The sequence below is a fragment of the Phycicoccus duodecadis genome (assembly GCF_002846495.1).
GTDB lineage: Bacteria > Actinomycetota > Actinomycetes > Actinomycetales > Dermatophilaceae > Phycicoccus > Phycicoccus duodecadis.
Map to the genome: position 1 here is coordinate 2405346 of NZ_PJNE01000001.1, position 18187 is coordinate 2423532.

General features: G+C 73.5%; 19 protein-coding genes. 8 read left to right on the forward strand and 11 right to left on the reverse strand.

What is annotated here, in order from left to right; genetic code table 11:
• Positions 1-4 precede the first annotated feature (4 nt).
• On the reverse strand, positions 5-1864 hold the full coding sequence (glmS, locus tag ATL31_RS11230; protein ID WP_101395844.1) for a glutamine--fructose-6-phosphate transaminase (isomerizing): 1860 nt from the start codon (positions 1862-1864) through the stop codon (positions 5-7).
• A gap of 142 nt (positions 1865-2006) precedes the next feature.
• On the opposite strand from glmS, the gene coaA reads away from it, so the two are divergent.
• Positions 2007-2999, forward strand: a complete 993-nt coding sequence (coaA, locus tag ATL31_RS11235; protein WP_101397541.1) for a type I pantothenate kinase — start codon at positions 2007-2009, stop codon at positions 2997-2999.
• 83 nt (positions 3000-3082) lie between these two features.
• On the opposite strand, the gene ATL31_RS11240 is transcribed toward coaA, so the two are convergent.
• The 3 genes from ATL31_RS11240 to ATL31_RS11250 form a co-directional block, all read right to left on the reverse strand.
• Positions 3083-3805, reverse strand: a complete 723-nt coding sequence (locus tag ATL31_RS11240) for an aggregation-promoting factor C-terminal-like domain-containing protein (RefSeq protein WP_245862336.1) — start codon at positions 3803-3805, stop codon at positions 3083-3085.
• A gap of 158 nt (positions 3806-3963) precedes the next feature.
• Positions 3964-5301 carry an RNA 5'-3' helicase PhoH2 gene (gene phoH2, locus ATL31_RS11245; protein WP_101395845.1) on the reverse strand — a complete coding sequence of 446 codons (1338 nt, stop codon included), beginning with the start codon at positions 5299-5301 and terminating at the stop codon, positions 3964-3966.
• A 187-nt stretch (positions 5302-5488) separates the two neighbouring features.
• A complete protein-coding gene (locus ATL31_RS11250) occupies positions 5489-6253 on the reverse strand; it encodes an isoprenyl transferase (protein WP_101395846.1) in 765 nt (254 codons plus the stop codon).
• 170 nt (positions 6254-6423) lie between these two features.
• Between ATL31_RS11250 and trhA the strand changes: the two genes are divergently transcribed.
• Complete coding sequence (gene trhA, locus ATL31_RS11255; RefSeq protein WP_101395847.1) at positions 6424-7140, forward strand: PAQR family membrane homeostasis protein TrhA; 717 nt, start codon at positions 6424-6426, stop codon at positions 7138-7140.
• Between the two features lie 34 nt (positions 7141-7174).
• Here trhA and ATL31_RS11260 read toward each other — a convergent pair whose 3' ends face one another.
• Both ATL31_RS11260 and mca read right to left on the reverse strand, forming a co-directional pair.
• Positions 7175-7591: a hypothetical protein gene (locus ATL31_RS11260; RefSeq protein WP_101395848.1), complete on the reverse strand. Its 417-nt coding sequence runs from the start codon at positions 7589-7591 to the stop codon at positions 7175-7177.
• Positions 7588-8526 (reverse strand): mycothiol conjugate amidase Mca, encoded by a 939-nt coding sequence (mca, locus tag ATL31_RS11265; RefSeq protein WP_101395849.1) that lies wholly within the window; start codon positions 8524-8526, stop codon positions 7588-7590. The genes ATL31_RS11260 and mca overlap by 4 nt, the downstream gene beginning before the upstream one ends.
• A 93-nt stretch (positions 8527-8619) precedes the next feature.
• On the opposite strand from mca, the gene ATL31_RS11270 reads away from it, so the two are divergent.
• Both ATL31_RS11270 and greA read left to right on the forward strand, forming a co-directional pair.
• Positions 8620-8997 carry a DUF4307 domain-containing protein gene (locus ATL31_RS11270; RefSeq protein ID WP_158239841.1) on the forward strand — a complete coding sequence of 126 codons (378 nt, stop codon included), beginning with the start codon at positions 8620-8622 and terminating at the stop codon, positions 8995-8997.
• A 219-nt stretch (positions 8998-9216) separates the two neighbouring features.
• Positions 9217-9705, forward strand: coding sequence for a transcription elongation factor GreA (gene greA, locus ATL31_RS11275; RefSeq protein WP_101395850.1), 489 nt, complete (start codon positions 9217-9219; stop codon positions 9703-9705).
• 147 nt (positions 9706-9852) lie between these two features.
• On the opposite strand, the gene ATL31_RS11280 is transcribed toward greA, so the two are convergent.
• Positions 9853-11169, reverse strand: coding sequence for a glutamate mutase L (locus ATL31_RS11280; protein WP_101395851.1), 1317 nt, complete (start codon positions 11167-11169; stop codon positions 9853-9855).
• Between the two features lie 52 nt (positions 11170-11221).
• Positions 11222-12400: a cystathionine gamma-synthase gene (locus tag ATL31_RS11285; RefSeq protein ID WP_101395852.1), complete on the reverse strand. Its 1179-nt coding sequence runs from the start codon at positions 12398-12400 to the stop codon at positions 11222-11224.
• A gap of 125 nt (positions 12401-12525) precedes the next feature.
• Here ATL31_RS11285 and msrA point away from each other — a divergent pair, with 125 nt between their 5' ends.
• From msrA to arr, 3 genes are all read left to right on the forward strand, one after another.
• Positions 12526-13221 (forward strand): peptide-methionine (S)-S-oxide reductase MsrA, encoded by a 696-nt coding sequence (gene msrA, locus ATL31_RS11290; protein WP_101395853.1) that lies wholly within the window; start codon positions 12526-12528, stop codon positions 13219-13221.
• Positions 13222-13317: 96 nt separating this feature from the next.
• The gene (locus tag ATL31_RS11295; RefSeq protein WP_101397548.1) at positions 13318-14061 is read left to right on the forward strand and encodes an alpha/beta hydrolase; all 744 of its coding nucleotides are present in this window, start codon (positions 13318-13320) and stop codon (positions 14059-14061) included.
• 9 nt (positions 14062-14070) lie between these two features.
• A complete protein-coding gene (gene arr, locus ATL31_RS11300; protein ID WP_101395854.1) occupies positions 14071-14481 on the forward strand; it encodes an NAD(+)--rifampin ADP-ribosyltransferase in 411 nt (136 codons plus the stop codon).
• 21 nt (positions 14482-14502) lie between these two features.
• Here the strand turns inward: arr and ATL31_RS11305 are convergent, their stop codons facing one another.
• The 3 genes from ATL31_RS11305 to ATL31_RS11315 all read right to left on the reverse strand — a co-directional run bounded on the left by ATL31_RS11305 (position 14503) and on the right by ATL31_RS11315 (position 17530).
• Positions 14503-15246, reverse strand: coding sequence for a hypothetical protein (locus ATL31_RS11305; protein WP_101395855.1), 744 nt, complete (start codon positions 15244-15246; stop codon positions 14503-14505).
• An 80-nt stretch (positions 15247-15326) separates the two neighbouring features.
• Positions 15327-17018 (reverse strand): MDR family MFS transporter, encoded by a 1692-nt coding sequence (locus tag ATL31_RS11310; RefSeq protein ID WP_101395856.1) that lies wholly within the window; start codon positions 17016-17018, stop codon positions 15327-15329.
• Positions 17015-17530, reverse strand: a complete 516-nt coding sequence (locus tag ATL31_RS11315) for a MarR family winged helix-turn-helix transcriptional regulator (RefSeq protein ID WP_158239842.1) — start codon at positions 17528-17530, stop codon at positions 17015-17017. Before ATL31_RS11315 ends, ATL31_RS11310 begins: the two co-directional genes overlap by 4 nt.
• A 59-nt stretch (positions 17531-17589) precedes the next feature.
• On the opposite strand from ATL31_RS11315, the gene ATL31_RS11320 reads away from it, so the two are divergent.
• On the forward strand, positions 17590-18186 hold the full coding sequence (locus ATL31_RS11320) for a TetR/AcrR family transcriptional regulator (RefSeq protein ID WP_101395858.1): 597 nt from the start codon (positions 17590-17592) through the stop codon (positions 18184-18186).
• Position 18187: the final 1 nt, after the last annotated feature.

An 18187-nucleotide genomic window follows, 5' to 3' on the forward strand; every position in this document is an offset into this window, starting at 1 on the left:
GGGCTCACTCGACCGTGACCGACTTCGCGAGGTTGCGTGGCTGGTCGACGTCCAGGCCCTTGGCCGAGGCCAGGTGCAGGGCGAAGACCTGCAGCGGCACGACCGCCAGCAGGGGCGCCAGCATCGGCGAGCAGTGCGGGATGCGGATGACCTCGCTCGCGAACGGCTCGACGTCCTCGTCGCCGTCGTGCGCGATGACCAGGGTCCGCGCGCCGCGGGCCCTGATCTCCTGGATGTTCGAGACGACCTTCTTGTGCAGCTCGTGCGGGGTCTCGGGCGAGGGCACCACGACGAACACCGGCTGGCCGGGCTCGATGAGCGCGATGGGCCCGTGCTTGAGCTCGCCGGCCGCGAAGCCCTCGGCGTGGATGTACGCGAGCTCCTTGAGCTTGAGCGCGCCCTCGAGCGCCACCGGGTAGCCGACGTGGCGGCCCAGGAAGAGCACGGCCCGGCTGTCGGACATGAACTCGGCCATCTCCTGCACCCGGCCCATCCGGCCCAGCAGGTCCTCGATCTTGGCCGGCATCTCGTGCAGCTCGGCCATCACGGCCCGGGCGTCGTCGGCGTAGGTCTCGCCCCGCAGCTGCGCCAGGTAGAGGCCGAGGACGTAGCAGGCGGTGATCTGCGCCAGGAACGCCTTGGTCGAGGCGACCGCGATCTCGGGCCCGGCGTGGGTGTAGAGCACGGCGTCGGACTCGCGCGGGATGGTCGAGCCGTGGGTGTTGCAGATCGACAGGGTCATCGCGCCCAGCTCGGCCGCGTGCTTGACGGCCATCAGGGTGTCCATGGTCTCGCCGGACTGGCTGATCGAGACCACGAGGGTGTTCTCGTCGACGATCGGGTCGCAGTAGCGGAACTCGTGGGCCAGCGCGACCTCGACCGGGATGCGGGTCCAGTGCTCGATCGCGTACTTGGCGACCATGCCGGCGTAGGCCGCGGTACCGCACGCGACGATGGTGATGCGCTCGACCTGGCGCAGCCGCTCCTCGGGGATGCGGACCTCGTCGAGCACGAGCCGGCCCGCGTCGTCGGTGCGTCCCAGGAGGGTGTCGGCCACCGCGTGCGGCTGCTCGTGGATCTCCTTCTCCATGAAGGTCGCGTAGCCACCCTTCTCGGCGGCCGCGGCGTCCCACGTGACCTCGTAGGCCTTGCCCTCGGCCGGGGAGCCGTCGAAGCCGATGACCTGGTAGCCGTCGGGCGTGATGGTGACGATCTGGTCCTGGCCCAGCTCGAGGGCCTGGCGGGTGTAGCCGATGAAGGCCGCGACGTCGCTGCCGAGGAAGTTCTCGCCCTCGCCGAGCCCGACCACCAGGGGGCTGTTGCGGCGGGCCCCGACGACGACGCCGGGGCTGTCGGCGTGCACGGCCAGGAGCGTGAAGGCGCCCTCGAGGCGGCCCACGACGGCCCGCATCGCCTCGGTGAGGTCGCCGAGCCGGTCGTACTCGCGGCCGACGAGCTTGGCCGCGACCTCGGTGTCGGTCTCGGAGCGGAACTCGACGCCCTCGGCCAGGAGCTCCTTCTTCAGGGCGTGGAAGTTCTCGATGATGCCGTTGTGGATGAGCGCCAGCCGGTCGCCCTCGCCGCCGCGGTGGGGGTGGGCGTTGCCGTCGGTGGGGCCGCCGTGGGTGGCCCAGCGGGTGTGGCCGATGCCGGTGCGCGACGCCGCCAGAGGGTGGGCCTCCAGCGCCGAGCGGAGGTTCTCGAGCTTGCCGGCGCGCTTCTCGGTGGCGACGCCGTCGTCGGTCACCAGGGCCACCCCGGCCGAGTCGTAGCCCCGGTACTCGAGGCGCGCCAGGCCCTCCATGACGACCTCGAGAGCCGTGCCGTCCATGGTCCGGCCCACGTAGCCGACGATTCCGCACATGCGCGCCAGCGTAGCCCGTGGCGGATGCCCAGAGCCGCACGCCGGGGGCGCCCCCGGGCGGGGCGGCCGCGGGGGTCGCCGCCGCGGGCCGGGCCGGATGTCGGCGCGCGTCCGGCCGCCCGGCGCGGGGCGATACGCAATGATGGCGCCCGTGACCGCGGCCGAGGAGGCGCTCGCGCGTCTCGGCGCCGCCGGTGACGCCGGCCTGCCGACCCCCTACGTCGAGCTCGACCGCGAGCAGTGGTCGCGGCTGCGCGAAGAGCACCCGATGAGCCTGACCCAGGACGACCTGGCCCGGCTGCGAGGGCTCGGCGACCGGCTCGACCTGCGCGAGGTCGAGGACGTCTACCTGCCGCTGTCGCGTCTGCTGCACTTCTACGTCGAGGCCGTGCACGGGCTGCGCCTGGCGACCAGCGAGTTCCTCGGCGACCGGCCGAGCCGGGTGCCGTTCGTGGTCGGGGTGGCCGGGTCGGTGGCCGTCGGCAAGTCGACCACGGCCCGCATCCTGCGCGAGCTGATGTCGCGCTGGCCGCACACCCCGCGGGTCGAGCTCGTGACGACCGACGGCTTCCTCTACCCCAACGCCGAGCTCGAGCGACGAGGGCTGCTGCAGCGCAAGGGTTTCCCCGAGTCCTACGACCGTCGCTCCCTGCTGCGGTTCGTCGCCGACGTGAAGTCGGGGATGGCGGTGGTGCCGGCGCCGCAGTACTCACACCTGACCTACGACGTGCTGCCCGAGCCGACCGAGGTGCGCAAGCCCGACGTCCTGATCGTCGAGGGGCTCAACGTGCTGCAACCTCCGGCGCCCCGGCCCGACGGGGGCAGCGCGACCGCCCTGTCGGACTACTTCGACTTCTCGGTCTACGTCGACGCCCCGCCCGAGCACGTGCGGCACTGGTACGTCGAGCGCTTCCTGCGGCTGCGCGAGACGGCCTTCGCCGACCCGCAGTCGTACTTCCACCGGTACGCGGCCCTCAGCGACGAGGAGGCCACCGCCACCGCCACCGCCATCTGGGAGCGCATCAACGAGCCCAACCTGGTCGAGAACATCCAGCCGACCCGCGACCGGGCCACGCTGGTGCTGACCAAGAGCCACGACCACTCGGTGAGCCACATCCGGCTGCGCAAGCTCTGAGCCGCACCCGGGGGTGCCTCCCGCGCGGCGTACGAACGACGGACGCCCCGGCACGGGGCCGGGGCGTCGAGGTCGGAGGTCGGTCAGTACCAGTGCGGGGAGCGGCTGTTCCACATGTCGAGCGCGTTGCAGGGCGAGCCGTACGAGCGCTTGATGTAGTCGAGCCCCCAGCGGATCTGGGTGACGGGGTTGGTGCGCCAGTCGGCACCGACGGTGGCCATCTTGGAGGCCGGCAGCGACTGCGGGATGCCGTAGGCGCCCGAGGAGGAGTTGGCCACCCACCAGCGCCAGTCGCTCTCGCCGGTCCAGAGCTGCTCGAGGCACGGCCACTGACCCTGGCTGAAGCCGTACTCGGGCAGCAGGATCTGCGCGGCGGCCTTGGGGTCGTCCTGCGCGTTGGAGAAGATGCGGGTGCGCTCGGCGGCGCGGGCGGCACGCTCGGCCTGCTGCTGGCGCACCTTGGCGAGGGCGGCGGCCTGGGCCCGCGCGGCGCTGTCGGCCTTGGCCGCGAGCACCGCGCGCTGGTCGTTGGTCGCGGACCGGTCGGTGGCCACGCGCACGTCGTCCTGGCTCGCGGTGCGGCTCTCCTCGAGCGACGTCGTGGTGGTGGCCGCGTCGATCGCGAGCGTCAGCGGGTCGGCGTTGGCGCGGTCGTCGAGGGGCACGAGCGCCATCCCGCCCATGACCGCGGCCGCCACGAGCCCGGTGGACACGACCGGCTTGCCGACGGCCGAGAGCGCCGACCGGCCGGTGGAACGGCGGGGGGCCGCGTGTCGGGGGGCGTGCCGGGGGGTATAGCGGGCCATGAGAGCGCGGTGGTGCCTTCCAGGGGTGGGACGGGAGCATGCACGAGACACACCCAACGTTACGGAATCGAGACCTTACTGTAGGCGCTGGTCCCATGGGGGTGAAATCGAGGACTGAGCAGCCGCTCGGAGGGGGATCTTCCGGGGATGTCGCCGGGTCAGACCTCGATGCCCTCCAGCAGGTCGGTGACCAGGGCCGCGATGGGGCTGCGCTCGGACCGGGTGAGCGTGACGTGGGCGAACAGCGGGTGCCCCTTGAGCGCCTCGACCACCGCGACGACCCCGTCATGGCGCCCCACCCGCAGGTTGTCGCGCTGGGCCACGTCGTGGGTGAGGACGACGCGGGAGTTCTGACCGATCCGGGAGAGCACGGTGAGCAGCACGTTGCGCTCGAGGCTCTGGGCCTCGTCGACGATCACGAAGGCGTCGTGCAGGCTGCGCCCGCGGATGTGGGTGAGCGGCAGCACCTCGAGCATCCCGCGGTCGAGGATCTCCTCGACCACCTCGCGCGAGACCAGCGCCGACAGGGTGTCGAAGACGGCCTGCCCCCACGGGTTCATCTTCTCGGCCTCCGAGCCGGGCAGGTACCCGAGCTCCTGGCCGCCCACCGCGTACAGCGGGCGGAAGACCACGACCTTGCGCTGCTGGCGGCGCTCCATCACCGCCTCGATGCCGGCGCACAGTGCCAGCGCGGACTTCCCCGTGCCGGCGCGACCGCCGAGGCTCACGATGCCGATGTCGGGGTCCATCAGCAGGTCGAGGGCGATGCGCTGCTCGGCGCTGCGACCGTGCAGGCCGAACGCGTCACGGTCACCGCGCACGAGGCGCAGCTGCTTGTCGGGGCCGACCCGGGCCAGCCCCGAGCCGCGCGGCGATGTGAGCACCAGCCCGGTGTGGCAGGGGAACTCGGCGCCGGCGACGCTCTCGAGCCGCCCGTACTCGTAGAGGTGGTCCATCTCCTCGACGGTGACGTCGAGCTCGGCCATCCCGGTCCAGCCCGACTCGACCGCCAGCTCGGCGCGGTACTCCTCGGCCTCCAGGCCGCACGCCGAGGCCTTGACCCGCATCGGCAGGTCCTTGCTGACGACGGTGACGTGGCTGCCCTCGTTCGCCAGGTTGCGGGCGACGGCCAGGATGCGGGTGTCGTTGTCGCCGAGCCGGAAGCCGGCCGGCAGCGAGGTGGGGTCGGTGTGGTTGAGCTCGACGCGCAGCGAGCCGCCCTGGTCGCCGATCGGCACCGGTGCGTCGAGCCGGCCGGCGGAGACGCGCAGGTCGTCGAGCATCCGCAGCGACTGACGGGCGAAGTAGCCCAGCTCGGGGTGGTGGCGCTTGGCCTCGAGCTCGGTGACGACCACGACCGGAAGCACCACCTCGTGCTCGGCGAAGCGCTGGATGGCGCGCGGGTCGGAGAGCAGGACGGAGGTGTCGAGGACGAACGTGCGGTGCGGCCCCGTCCTCGATCGCGTGGTGTCAGCCGTCTGCGTCGTCGAAGCCATTGCCGCTCCCTGAGGTCGAGGGGTTGTGCCGTACGGCGAACGTACGACCGTCCCCTGCGCCGGGGTCGGCACGGATGCCCGGCGTGTCGTCACCGGAGTGACGCGTGTGACTCAGGTGGCGACTGGGGGGAAATATCATCCGTTGGCCACCCTCCGGTCGACCGTTCGTCGCCGGCCTCGAGGGCGGTCAGGCCCCGAAACGTCGGTGCCGGTCGCCGAAGGCGCGTAGGGCCCTCAGGAAGTCGACCTTGCGGAAGTCGGGCCAGTAGGCCTCGCAGAAGTAGAACTCGCTGTGCGCGCTCTGCCAGAGCAGGAAGCCACCGAGGCGCTGCTCACCGGAGGTGCGGATGACCAGGTCCGGGTCGGGCTGGCCCTTGGTGTAGAGGTGCTCGGCGATGTGCTCGACGTCGATGACCTCGGCCAGCTCCTCGATCGAGGTCCCCCGGCCGGCGTGCTCGTGCAGCAGCGAGCGCACGGCGTCGGCGATCTCGCGGCGGCCGCCGTACCCCACGGCCACGTTGACCAGCATCCCGTCGACGTCGCGCGTGGTCTCCTCGGCCGCCTTGAGCCGAGCGGCGGTCTCGGCCGGCAACAGGTCGAGCGCCCCCACCGGGTGGATGCGCCAGCGGTGTGCCTCGGCCAGGGTCTCGACGGCCTTCTGGATGATGCCGAGCAGCGGGCGCAGCTCGGCCTCGGGCCGGTTGAGGTTGTCGGTCGAGAGCAGCCACAGGGTGACCACCTCGACGCCCACCTCGTCGCACCAGGACAGCAGGTTGACGATGTTGTCGGCCCCGGCCTGGTGGCCCTCACTGGCGCCGGCGCCCCGGGCCTTGGCCCAGCGGCGGTTGCCGTCGAGCATGACCCCGACGTGGCGCGGGACGGCGGCCGTGCCGAGCTGGCGGGTCAGTCGCTTCGCGTACGCGGCGTAGGCCACGTCCGTGAACCGCCCCATCGCGCTCGCGCCTCCCGCCTGCGTCGGTGCCCCCGGACCGCCCGGACGCCGCGGGCCACGCTACTCCGCGGGCGCCGCCGGGTCGTGAGAGCCGCGCGCGGACCCTGTGAAGGTCCGGTGAGGGCGTTCGCCCGCTGACAACCTACGGTTGCGTAGGTTACCGTGGAGCGATGGACTCCACCGACGGTACGACCGCACCCGACCCGGGTCCGCGAGGGGTCGTCGAGTCCAAGGTCGAGGCGGCGATCCAGCAGGTCAAGCCCCATCTACGGGGGTGGCTGCACGCCGGGATGGCGCCGGTCGCGCTGGTCCTGGGCATCGTGCTGGTCACCCTCGCGACGACCACCGAGGGCAAGGTGTCGGCGGCGGTCTTCGCCGGTACCGCGGTCCTCCTCTTCGGCACCTCGGCGGTCTACCACCGCGGCACCTGGTCGCCCCGCGTGGGCGGGGTGCTACGGCGCCTCGACCACTCCAACATCTTCCTCATCATCGCCGGCACCTACACGCCGTTCGCGTTGCTGCTGCCCCCGGACCAGGCCCGCACCATGCTGGTCATCGTGTGGACCGGCGCCGTGGCAGGGGTGCTGTTCCGGGTGTTCTGGACCAACGCGCCCCGCTGGCTCTACGTCCCGGCCTACCTGATGCTCGGCTGGGTGGCGGTGTTCTACTTCGGCCCGCTCCTGCAGCACGTGGGGGGTGCGGTGATGACCTGGGTCGTCATCGGCGGCGCGCTGTACAGCATCGGCGCGGTGGTCTACGGCACCAAGCGCCCCGACATCTCACCGCGCTGGTTCGGCTTCCACGAGGTCTTCCACGCGCTGACGGTGCTGGCCTTCATGGCGCACTTCGTGGCGGCGTCGATGGCGCTCTCCGCCGCCCCCGCCTGACCCCGGTCCTGAACGGCAGCCGGGCGTCACGGCGTCAGTCGCCGCCGCTCCCGCCGCCGTCGCTCCCGCCACTGCCGCCGTCGCCCCCACCGGAGCCGCCGCCGTCACCGGTGGCCGAACCCCCGTCGTGGCCGTCGTGCTGCCCACCGCCGTCGTGACCGCCGTGCTGGCCGCCCGAGTGATGACCGGCCGGGTGCTGCCCGTCGGGGCGCTCTCCGTCAGGGCGACCGTCGTCGGACCCGAACGCCGCACCGGCCGCGACCACACGGGTGTCGGCGGGGCCCGCCTGGGCCTCGTCACGGCTGCGGTGGGCCTGCTGCTGGCGGTAGGACATCCGACGCATCCGGGCGTTCATGTTCCGCATGAGGAACCACAGGGCCACGGCGAGCAGGGCGAAGGCGACGAAGGCCAGGAACCCCGGGACGATGTCGGTGGTGGGGGTGTCGTTCACGCGGCACGCTCCGTGCGGGTGTCGTGGGCGAGCTGCAGGTCCCCCGAGGTCGCGAGGGCGTCGGCCTCGGCGGTGGTCGGCGGGAGCCCGGCGAACAGGTCGTCCTCGATGTCGGCGTAGGGCACGTAGGACGCGGCCAGCTCGTACTCCTCGACCGGCCACACCCGGGCCTGCACCTCGCGCGGCACCTTGAACCAGGTGCCGTCGGGGTCGACCTGGGTGGCGTGCGCCAGCAGCGCCGCGTCGCGACGGTCGTACCAGTCGGCGCACTGGACGCGGGTCGTGACCGGGCGCTCGTCGCGGTCCCACCGCTCGAGCCACTCGGCGTAGGGGCTCTCCTCGCCGAGCGCGGTGAGCGCCTCGTGGAAGGCCTCGATGCGGGCGCGGTTGAAGGTCTGGTTGTAGTAGAGCTTCAGGGGCTGCCAGGGCGCGCCGGCCTCGGGGAAGCGGGCGGGGTCGCCGGCGGCGGCGAAGGCTGCCACCGACACGTCGTGGCACATGATGTGGTCGGGGTGGGGGTAGCCGCCGTTCTCGTCGTACGTGGTGACCACGTGCGGTCGGAAGCGGCGGATCTCGCGCACCAGCGCCTCGGTGGTGACCTCGAGGGGCTCGAGCGCGAAGCAGCCGTCGGGCAGCGGGGGCAGCGGGTCGCCCTCGGGCAGCCCGGAGTCGACGAACCCCAGCCAGGTGTGCCCGACGCCCAGGATCTCCTGCGCGCGGGCCATCTCGTCGCGGCGTACCTGGGCCAGGTCGCGCAGGATGTGCACGTCGTGCTGGAGGCGGGGGTTGAGGATGTCGCCGCGCTCGCCGCCGGTGCACGAGACGACCAGCACCTCGTGGCCGGCGTCGACGTACTTGGCCATCGTCGCCGCACCCTTGCTCGACTCGTCGTCAGGGTGCGCGTGGACGCACATGAGCCGGAGCGGTTCGGACATGCGGGGACCCTTCGTGTCGTGGGCTCGGGGCGTCCCCGAGAATGGTGCGGAGACCATTCTGTCACCCGCCACCGACCGCCCCGAGGGAGCACCGTGCCGCTGCCCGACCCGCGCACCCCGCAGGGCCGCCGTGTGCTCGCCGCCGGCCTGGCCCTGCTCGCCGCCGTGGTCGCCATCTCCTGGTACGGCTGGTCGACGACCTCCGCCCAGGTCCGGGTGCAGGTGACCGCCTACGAGGTCGAGTCCGACGCCCTGACCCGGGTCGAGTTCGACGTCTCGCGCCCCGCGGGGACCGCCCTCACCTGCCGGGTCAGCGCCCTCGACGACCGCAAGGGCCGGGTGGGCACCGTCATCGAGACCGTCCCGGCCACCGGTCCGACCGTCGTGCACGAGGTCGTCCGGGTACGCACCAGCGCCCGGGCGGTCACCGGCGTCGTCGAGTCCTGTGTCCGGGGGGCCGACGCCGGCTGACCGTCTGCGATGGTCACGGCTCGGTCACGACATCCTCGACCCGTCCGGACGGAGGTGCCCCGTCCGGCCCGCGGGGGTAAGGTGGATCTTTCACGTTCGGGTCTGGGTCCGATAGTCGCTGAGAAGACAGCGGTCGGCCCGGGCCCGTTGCCGTAGCACCCTCGGCGTCGACCCCCCGAGGGTCCGGCGCCCCACGTACCCAGCAGGAGTTGAGCAGCCGTGACCGAGACGACGACGAACCAGAGCTTCCTGACCCAGGCCGCGTACGACCGGCTCAAGGGCGAGCTCGAGGAGCTGTCCGGCCCGGGTCGCACCGACATCGCGAAGAAGATCGAGGCGGCCCGCGAGGAGGGTGACCTCAAGGAGAACGGCGGCTACCACGCCGCCAAGGAGGAGCAGGGCAAGATGGAGGCCCGCATCCGCCAGCTCACCCAGCTGCTCGAGAACGCGACCATCGGCGAGACGCCCAAGGACGACGGCGTGGTCGAGCCCGGGATGATCGTGCGCGTCGAGATGTTCGGCGACGAGGAGGAGTTCCTCCTCGGCTCGCGCGAGATCACCGACTCCTCGATGCAGGTCTTCTCCGAGCAGTCCCCCATCGGCGCGGCCGTCAACGGCCACGTCATCGGCGACTCGGTCTCCTACGAGGCGCCCAACGGCAAGAAGGTCGACGTCAAGATCCTCGGCGCGACGCCGTACACCGGCTGACCCCGCGCCCCGCGGCGTATCCGCCCGGCCCGGCCCCTCGCGTGAGGGGCCGGGCCGCGTCGCGTCCGGCGTCCCGCACGTGCCGGGTACCGGTCGTCGGGTCCCCCGCGCGGCGACCCGAACCCCGCACGTGCCGGGTTCCGGTCGTCAGCCGCTCGCGCCGAGCCGCTCGGCCAGGGCAGCGGCCGTGTCCGGATGGTCCTCGGCCAGCAGCCCGACGGCGAACAGCACGTACTCGCGGTCGACCACGGCCCGGGCCCGGTCGGGCACCCGCCAGCCGCCGCCGTGGTCACCGAGGGCCGGGGCGAGCACGGCCTCGGCGCCGCCGGCAGGGGCGTGCCGCAGGACGCCGCCGGAGCCCACGACCAGGCCCACGTCGGCCAGCGGCCGGGCGCGGTCACCAGGGGTCGCTGGGCGCCCGTGCCGGCGGACGGCCACGGTGACGGCGGCCCGGGCCAGCGCGGTCTCGGCGTCCCACTCGGCGGCCGTGGTGGCCAGCCGAGAGGGGTCGGCGGCGACCGTGGTCGCCCACGCCGCCACGGCCCGCGGCAGGTCGAGCCGCTCGCGGGCGGCGGCCTCGACGACCGCCTCCGCGTTCCACCGCATCCCGAGGTCGGCCTCGACGGTGCGGGCGTGCCAGAGCGTGCCCACCACCTCGCGCCGGATGGTCGCGTCCTCGCCCTGCGGGGTGAGCACGGAGTAGACGTCGGTGGTCGCTCCGCCGACGTCGACGACCAGCACGTCCTCGCCGCGCGCCTGCGCCAGCACCTCGACCCCGCGCAGGACGGCGTCGGGGGTGGCGGCCCGCACCAGCGGCGCGAAACCGCGACCGCGCGAGAGGCCCTTGCCGCCGATGACGTGCTCGAGGAAGACGGCGCGGATGGCCGCGCGGGCGCTCCCGGGCGCGACCTCGCCGATGCGGGGCAGGACGTTGTCGGCCAGCACGTGGCGCCGGCCGGTGGCCTCGAGGAGGTCCGCGACCCGGTCGGCGGCATCGGCGTTGCCGGCCACGACGACCGGGGCGGTCACCCGTGCCCGGGCCAGGCGCTCGGCGTTGTGCAGCAGGACGTCGGCGTTGCCCCCGTCGGTGCCGCCGACCAGCAGGACGAGGTCGGGGCGGGCGGCACGCAGGGCGCGGACGTCGGCAGCCGTCATCGGGCCCGCGGCGACGTGGACGACGCGCGCCCCGGCCGAGAGCCCCACCCGGTGCCCGGCCTCGGCCGTGACCTCGCGCTCGTAGCCGACGACGGCCAGCCGCAGCCCGCCCCCGGCGCTGGAGCACAGGGCCAGGTGCTCCGGGTCGTGAGCCACCCCGAGCTCGGCGCGCACGGCGTCGACGCCGTCCATCACGTCGGTGCCGACCGTCGTCGGGTGCGCGGCCCGGCCCCGGACCTCGCCGTCGTCGCCGACGAGCAGGGCCTTGGTGTAGGTCGAGCCGACGTCGACGCACAGGACATCGGGCATCCGCGCACTCTAGTGAGGGCGGGCCGGCCCCCCTCCCCGGTCGGCCGACGGCTCAGGTGAGCCGGTCGAGGGCCTGGCGCAGGTCGGCCACGAGGTCGGCGGCGTCCTCGATGCCGACCGACAGCCGGATGAGGTCGGCCGGCACCTCGAGCTCGGTGCCGGCGACGGAGGCGTGCGTCATCCGGGCCGGGTGCTCGATGAGCGACTCGACGCCGCCGAGGGACTCCCCCAGGGTGAACAGCCGGGTCTCGGCGCAGACCTTGGCCGCGACGTCCTCGCCGCCCTTGACCCGGAAGGCGACCATGCCGCCGAAGCGCTTCATCTGGCGGGAGGCGACCTCGTGGTTGGGGTGGTCGGGCAGGCCCGGGTAGTGCACGGCCGTGACCCCCGGGTGGCCCTGGAGGAAGTCGACGACGACCTCGGCGTTGTCGCAGTGCCGCTCCATCCGCACCGCCAGCGTCTTCAGCCCGCGCAGCACCAGCCACGCGTCGAACGGCCCAGCGACGGCACCCATCGAGTTCTGGTGGAACGCGACCCGCTCGACGACGGACTCGCCCCGCGGCGTCATGGCGCCGGCCGCGACGACCACGGCGCCACCGACGACGTCGCTGTGGCCGCCGGCGTACTTCGTGGTGGAGTGCACGACCACGTCGGCCCCGAGGGCGATCGGGTTCTGCAGGTACGGCGAGGCGAACGTGTTGTCGACGACCAGGAGGGCCCCGGCGGCGTGCGCGACCTCGGCGATGGCGGCGATGTCGGCGATGCCGAGCAGCGGGTTGGTGGGCGTCTCGACCCACACCATCCGGGTCTCCGGCCGCAGCGCCGCCCGCACCGACTCGACGTCGGCGACCCGTGCGATGGAGTGCTCGACCCCCCAGGGCTTCAGCACCCGGTTGAACAGCCGGTAGGTGCCGCCGTAGGCGTCCGACGGCACGACGACGTGGTCGCCGGGGGCCAGCAGGGCGCGCAGCACGGTGTCCTCACCGGCGAGGCCGCTGGCGAACGCGAAGGCGCGCTCACCGCCCTCGAGCGAGGCGATGCACTCCTCCAGCGCGGTGCGGGTGGGGTTCGCCGAGCGCGAGTACTCGTAGCCGCCGCGCAGGCCGCCCACCCCGTCCTGCTTGTAGGTGCTCACCTGGTGGATGGGCGGCACCACGGCCCCGGTGGTCGGGTCGGGCTCCTGCCCGGCGTGGATGGCGCGCGAGGAGAAGCCGAGGTCGTCGACGGTCATGCTCCGAGGGTAGGGGCCTCGGCGGTGTCTCCCCCAGCCACCCCGCGGCGTGGGGGTCGTTCCCCGATGTCGAGACGGGCGCGGCTCCGTGGAACACGGTGCCACCCGATGCCGTTGGAACGCTCATGCTCTTCGGTTCCCGCGCCAAGACCACCTTCCCCTCCCGCGACGAGGCCCTGCCGGGCCGCGACCAGCGGATCTTCCCCGTCCCGTCGACCCACGCCGTGCTGGGCACCCCGCTGGAGGGCCCGTGGCCCGAGGGGACCGAGATCCTCTACGTCGCGATGGGCTGCTTCTGGGGCGTCGAGCGGATCTTCTGGCAGCTGCCCGGCGTGGTCACCACGGCCGCCGGCTACATGGGCGGGTACACCCCGAACCCCACCTACGAGGAGACCTGCACCGGCCGCACCGGTCACGCCGAGACGGTGCTCGTCGCCTACGACCCGGCCGTCACCACCCCCGAGCTGCTGCTCAAGGCCTTCTGGGAGAACCACGACCCCACCACGCCCAACCGGCAGGGCAACGACATCGGCACCGCGTACCGGTCGGCGATCTACACCTCGACCCCTGGGCAGGACGCCGCGGCCCACGCCACCCGTGAGGCCTTCCAGGGCGTGCTGACCGCCGCCGGGCGGGGCGAGATCTCCACCAGCATCGCCTCGGCCGACGACGCCGGCCCGTTCTGGTACGCCGAGGACTACCACCAGCAGTACCTCCACAAGAACCCGAACGGCTACTGCAACCACGGCCCCAACGGGCTCACCTGCCCGGTCGGCGTCGCGAACCTCCCGGCGCAGACGGACGTCCTCCCGCCCGCCTGACCCGCCGAGCCGCACCCCACGGCCGAGCCCTCTCCCCGCTGCGGGAGGGGGCTCGGCCGTCCTACGCTGCGCGGACCCTCGCGAAAGGTGGGCGCCGTGCAGGTGACCTCCGAGCAGCTCCTCGACGACACCCTCGTCGAGCGGCGCTTTCTGCTGGCCGACGTCCCCGGCCTCCTCTGGATGCCCGTGGCGCCCGCGACGCCGGTGCCGCTGGTGCTGATGGGCCATCCGGGTGGCCTCGACGGGATGTACCCGCGGCTGGTCGCCCGGGCCCGCAGCGCGGCCTCCGACGGGTTCGCCACCGCCACCCTCGAGCTGCCCGGCAGCGGCGGGCGGCCCCCACTGCCCGAGGTGGAGGCCGCCCGGGCCGACCTGCGCGCCGCCCTCGCCGCCGGTGAGCCGGTGGCGGGCGAGGTCGTCGACCGCCTCGTCCTCCCGCTGGTGGAGGCCGCGGTGCCCGAGTGGCGGGCGCTGCTCGACGCGCTGCTCGCCCTGCCGGAGGTCGGCGGCCCGGTGGGCTTCTCGGGTGGGGTCGTCGCGATCGGGGTGCGGATGGCGCGGGTGGAGCCGCGCCTCGTGGCGGCCGGACTCTTCGCGGGCAGCTTCGTGCCCCGCAGCATCCTCGAGGAGGCCCGGGCGGTGACCATCCCCCTCCACCTCCTGCTGCAGTGGGACGACCGCGGCAACGACCGCCAGATGGCGCTGGACCTGTTCGACGCGTTCGGCTCGGCGGAGAAGACCCTGTGCGCGAACCTCGGGGGGCACACGGGTGTCCCGGCCCACGCCGGCGACGAGGCGGCCCGCTTCTTCCGGCGGCACCTGGCGCCGGCACCGTCGTAGGGTGCGACCGTGACCGGCGTGCTCGACGAGGGGCCGTTCTTCCACGGGACGAAGGCCGACCTACGGGTCGGCGACCTGCTGACGGCGGGTTTCCGGTCGAACTACCGGCCCGAGGTGGTCATGAACCACGTCTACTTCACCGCGCTGCGTGACGGCGCGGGCCTCGCGGCCGAGCTGGCCGCCGGGGACGCCGCCCCCCGGGTCTACGAGGTCGTGCCCACCGGCGTCTTCGAGGACGACCCGAACGTCACGGACAAGAAGTTCCCCGGCAACCCGACGCGGTCCTTCCGCAGCACCGCCCCGATCCGGGTCGTCGGCGAGGTCCACGACTGGGCCCGGCTCACCCCCGACGCCCTGCGGGCGTGGCGTCAGCGCCTGGCCGCCCTCCGCGACGACGAACGCGGCGAGATCATCAACTGACCCGTGCCTCTCCGAGACCGGTCAGAGGGGCAGCAGGTCCTGCGCGAGCCTCTGCTTGATGCCCCACTGCCGGTCGCCGGGTGCGGCCCCCGGGAAGCCCCCGAGGCGGAACACCTGGTTCAGGTACGCGACGAACGGCATGGCCACGTCCCCGACGAAGAACCCCTCCGCCGTGGCGTCCGGCAACCGGAACCCGTACGGGTCGCCGCCGCTCACGTTGGCCTTGTGCAGGTGGTCCGGCGCCACCGGGAGCACGAATCCGTCGGCACCCGGGTCCTCCCCGCTCCACTCGCGCCACGCGTCGAGCTCCATCGAGTAGAAGTCGCGGACGGAGGTGCGACGGCTCGACCCCTCGAGCTGCAGGACCAGCGGGTCGGCCGCGGACGACTCCGGCCACTCGGGGTGGGTGCCCACGAGCCACACGTCGCCGACCAGCCGCAGCCAGGAGGACACGGCCATCGGGATGCCGCCGAAGGTCTCGTCGAGCCACGTGACCAGCTCCTCGGCCCCCGGGCCCGGGTCCGTCAAGGGCTCTACCGGCGCCTGCTCCTCGTCGTTGGTGTGGAACCGGTAGCCGTCCGCGCGCAGCCGCTCGACCAGCACCTCGAGGTTGTGCCGGGCCCGCCTCGCCATGTCGTCGCAGACGGCCTGTGCCTCGGCCGCGAGCCCCGGCTCACGCACCTGCCGGCCGTCCTGCCGCAGCTCGTGCCACACCTGCTCGCGGGCCCCGCTGCGGTACCGCTCCAGCCGGCTCGGCGTCTCCATGCGCCCATCCTGCCCGTACCGCGAGGCCCCCGCCCGATGTCGGACGCGGGCCTCGCGGCGTGATCAGGGCGAGCGCGGCCTCAGCGGGCCGAGCGGCCGGACCCGACGAGCTCGTCCTCCGGCTCCCCCGAGGTGGACCCGAGGGTGCCGAGCACCTCCAGTCCGGCCTCCTGGGCGACGGTCACCCGGGGCGGGTCGGCCGGCTCGGCCTCGGCCACGCCGGCGTCGGCCGGCACGACCGGGTCGGCATCGCGCAGCGGGATGGCCTTGATGGCCAGCGTGGCGAGGAACACCAGCACCACGATCGGGAGCCCGAGGAGGAACACCGCGTGCAGCTGGTCGGCCAGGCCCTGGCGCACCGCGGTGGCCACGGCAGGGGGCAGCGCCGCCAGGGCGGTCGGGTCGAGCACCGAGCCGGCGCTGGCCGCGCCCTGCGGGATCGAGGCCGCCGCTCCGGCCGGCAGGTGCGACGCGATGGCCGGGCCCAGGCCGCTGGTGAGGACCGAGCCGAAGACCGCGATGCCGACGGTCGAGCCGACGTTGCGGAAGAACTGGCTCGAGGCGGTGGCGACCCCGAGATCGCGCCGCTCGGCCGCGTTCTGCACGACGAGGGTGTACTGCTGCATCGCCATGCCGATCCCGATGCCGAGCACGACCATCGCGAGGGTCAGCTGGGTCTGGGTCGAGCCGTACGTCATCCGGGTCAGCAGCCACACGCCGGCGCCCATGATCGCCACGCCCACCGCCATGAACGGCTTGTAGACGCCGGTGCGGGTGATGAGCAGGCCGGTGACGACGCCCATCACGATGAAGCCGAGCATCAGCGGCGCGAGGATGAGGCCGGAGTTGGTGGCGTTCACGCCGAGCACGCCCTGGGCGTAGACCGGGATGTAGATGATCGAGCCGAACATCACCATGGCCAGGCCGAAGCTGGCCAGGTTGGCCGCGGTGAAGATCCCTGAGCGGAAGAGGCGCAGCGGGATGACCGGCTCCTCGGCCCGGCTCTCGGCGGCCACGAACGCGACCAGCGACACGACCCCCACGACGTAGAGGCCGATGATGGTGGCCGAGCCCCACGCGTACGACGTGCCGCCCCAGGACGTGGCCAGCAGGATCGCGACGAGCCCGAGCGACAGGGTGGCGATGCCCCAGCCGTCGACCTTCGCCTCGCGGCGCTCGTGCGGCAGGTGGAGGAACTTGAGGATGAAGCCGGTGGCGATGATGCCGACCGGGATGCCGGCGAAGAACAGCCAGCGCCAGCCGAAGTGGTCGGTGATGACGCCGCCCGCGAGCGGGCCGGCGACCGACGTGACGCCGAAGACGGCGCCCATCAGGCCCTGGTACTTGCCGCGCTGCCGCGGCGGGATGATGTCGCCGATGATGGTCTGCGACAGGGGCATGATCGTGCCCATGCCGAGCCCCTGGATGGCGCGGGCGGCGACCAGGACCCAGAAGCCCTGGGCCAGGCCGGCGACGAGCGAGCCGAGCATGAAGACGACGAGGCCGGCGATGTAGAAGCCGCGGCGCCCGTAGAGGTCGGAGAACTTGCCGACGATCGGCACGGTGATGGCCGAGACCAGCAACGCGGCGGTGGCGACCCAGCTGTAGTGGTCCATGCCGCCGAGCTCGGAGACGATGCGCGGCATGGCCGGGCCGACGATGGTCTGGCTGATCGAGGCGACGAGCATGCCCAGCATCAGCCCGACGAAGACCCGGGAGGCCTCGGGGCTGAGCCGGTACGGCTGCCGGGCCGTGGTGGTCGCGGTGCTCATGCGAGGGTCCTTTCGGGGGAGGCCGCGGGGGACGCGGCCGGGGCGGAGCCCGCGACGCTGCGGACGGGGACGTCGGTGGTGCCCTCCGCGACGCGCGCGAGGGAGGTCTCGAGGCGGCCGAGGAGGTCGGCCAGGGCGGCGCGGTCGGACTCGGCCCAGTCGTCGAGGGCGACGCCCACGAGCTCGACGCGCCGGGCGCGCGCACCGGCCAGCACGCCGCTCCCGGTGTCGGTGAGGCCGATCCGGTGGGCGCGCCCGTCGTGCGGGTCCGCGCGGCGCTCGAGGAAGCCGCGCTCGACCAGGCTGCTGACCCGGCGGCTCGTGGTCGAGGGGTCGAGGCCGGCGGCGTCGGCGAGGTCGCAGGCGCGCTGCGGCCCGAGCTTGGCGGTCAGGGCCAGCACGGCGTACTCCCCGCGGCTCACCGGACCGTCGACGGCGTGCGAGCGGCTCAGCAGGCCGAACAGGGCCGAGAGGTGCTCGGCGACGAGCGGTTCGGCGGAGGTTTGTTGCATGGTGCAAGCATACATCTTTTTGCAGTCTCTGCACATTTTCACGTGGGCATACTGACGCCATGACTACCGAGGCGGCCGGGAGCTCCCTGCGCGACCGCAAGAAGCGCGACACCCGGGCCCGCATCCACCGCGCCGCGGTCTCGCTCGCCCTGGCCCGCGGGGTCGGCGACGTCACGGTCGAGGAGGTCGCGGCCGCCGCGGAGGTGTCGCCGCGCACCTTCTTCAACTACTTCGCGACCAAGGAGTCCGCGCTGGTCGGCGAGGACCCCGAGGTCGCGGAGCACCTGACCCGCGCCGTCGCCGAGCGGCCCGGCGACGAGTCCGTCGCCACGGCCCTGCGCGCGGTCGTCACGGCCCGCGTCGCCGCACTCGAGGCCGACGACGAGACCTGGCGGATGCGGCGCGAGCTCGCCGACCGCTCCCCCGAGCTCGCCGCCCGCCTGGCCGGGGCCGGGCTGCGACTCGAGACGGCACTGGTGCGGGCGGCGTACGCGCGCACCGGGACCGACCCGGCCGTCGACCTCGCCACCGGCGTCGCGGCGCGCGTCACGATGGCCGTCGTCCGGGCGGCCTTCGACCAGCACCGCGCGGCCGGCCACGCCGGCTCGGTCACCGAGCGCCTCGAGGCCGCGTTCGCCGCCGTCCCGCACGCCTGAG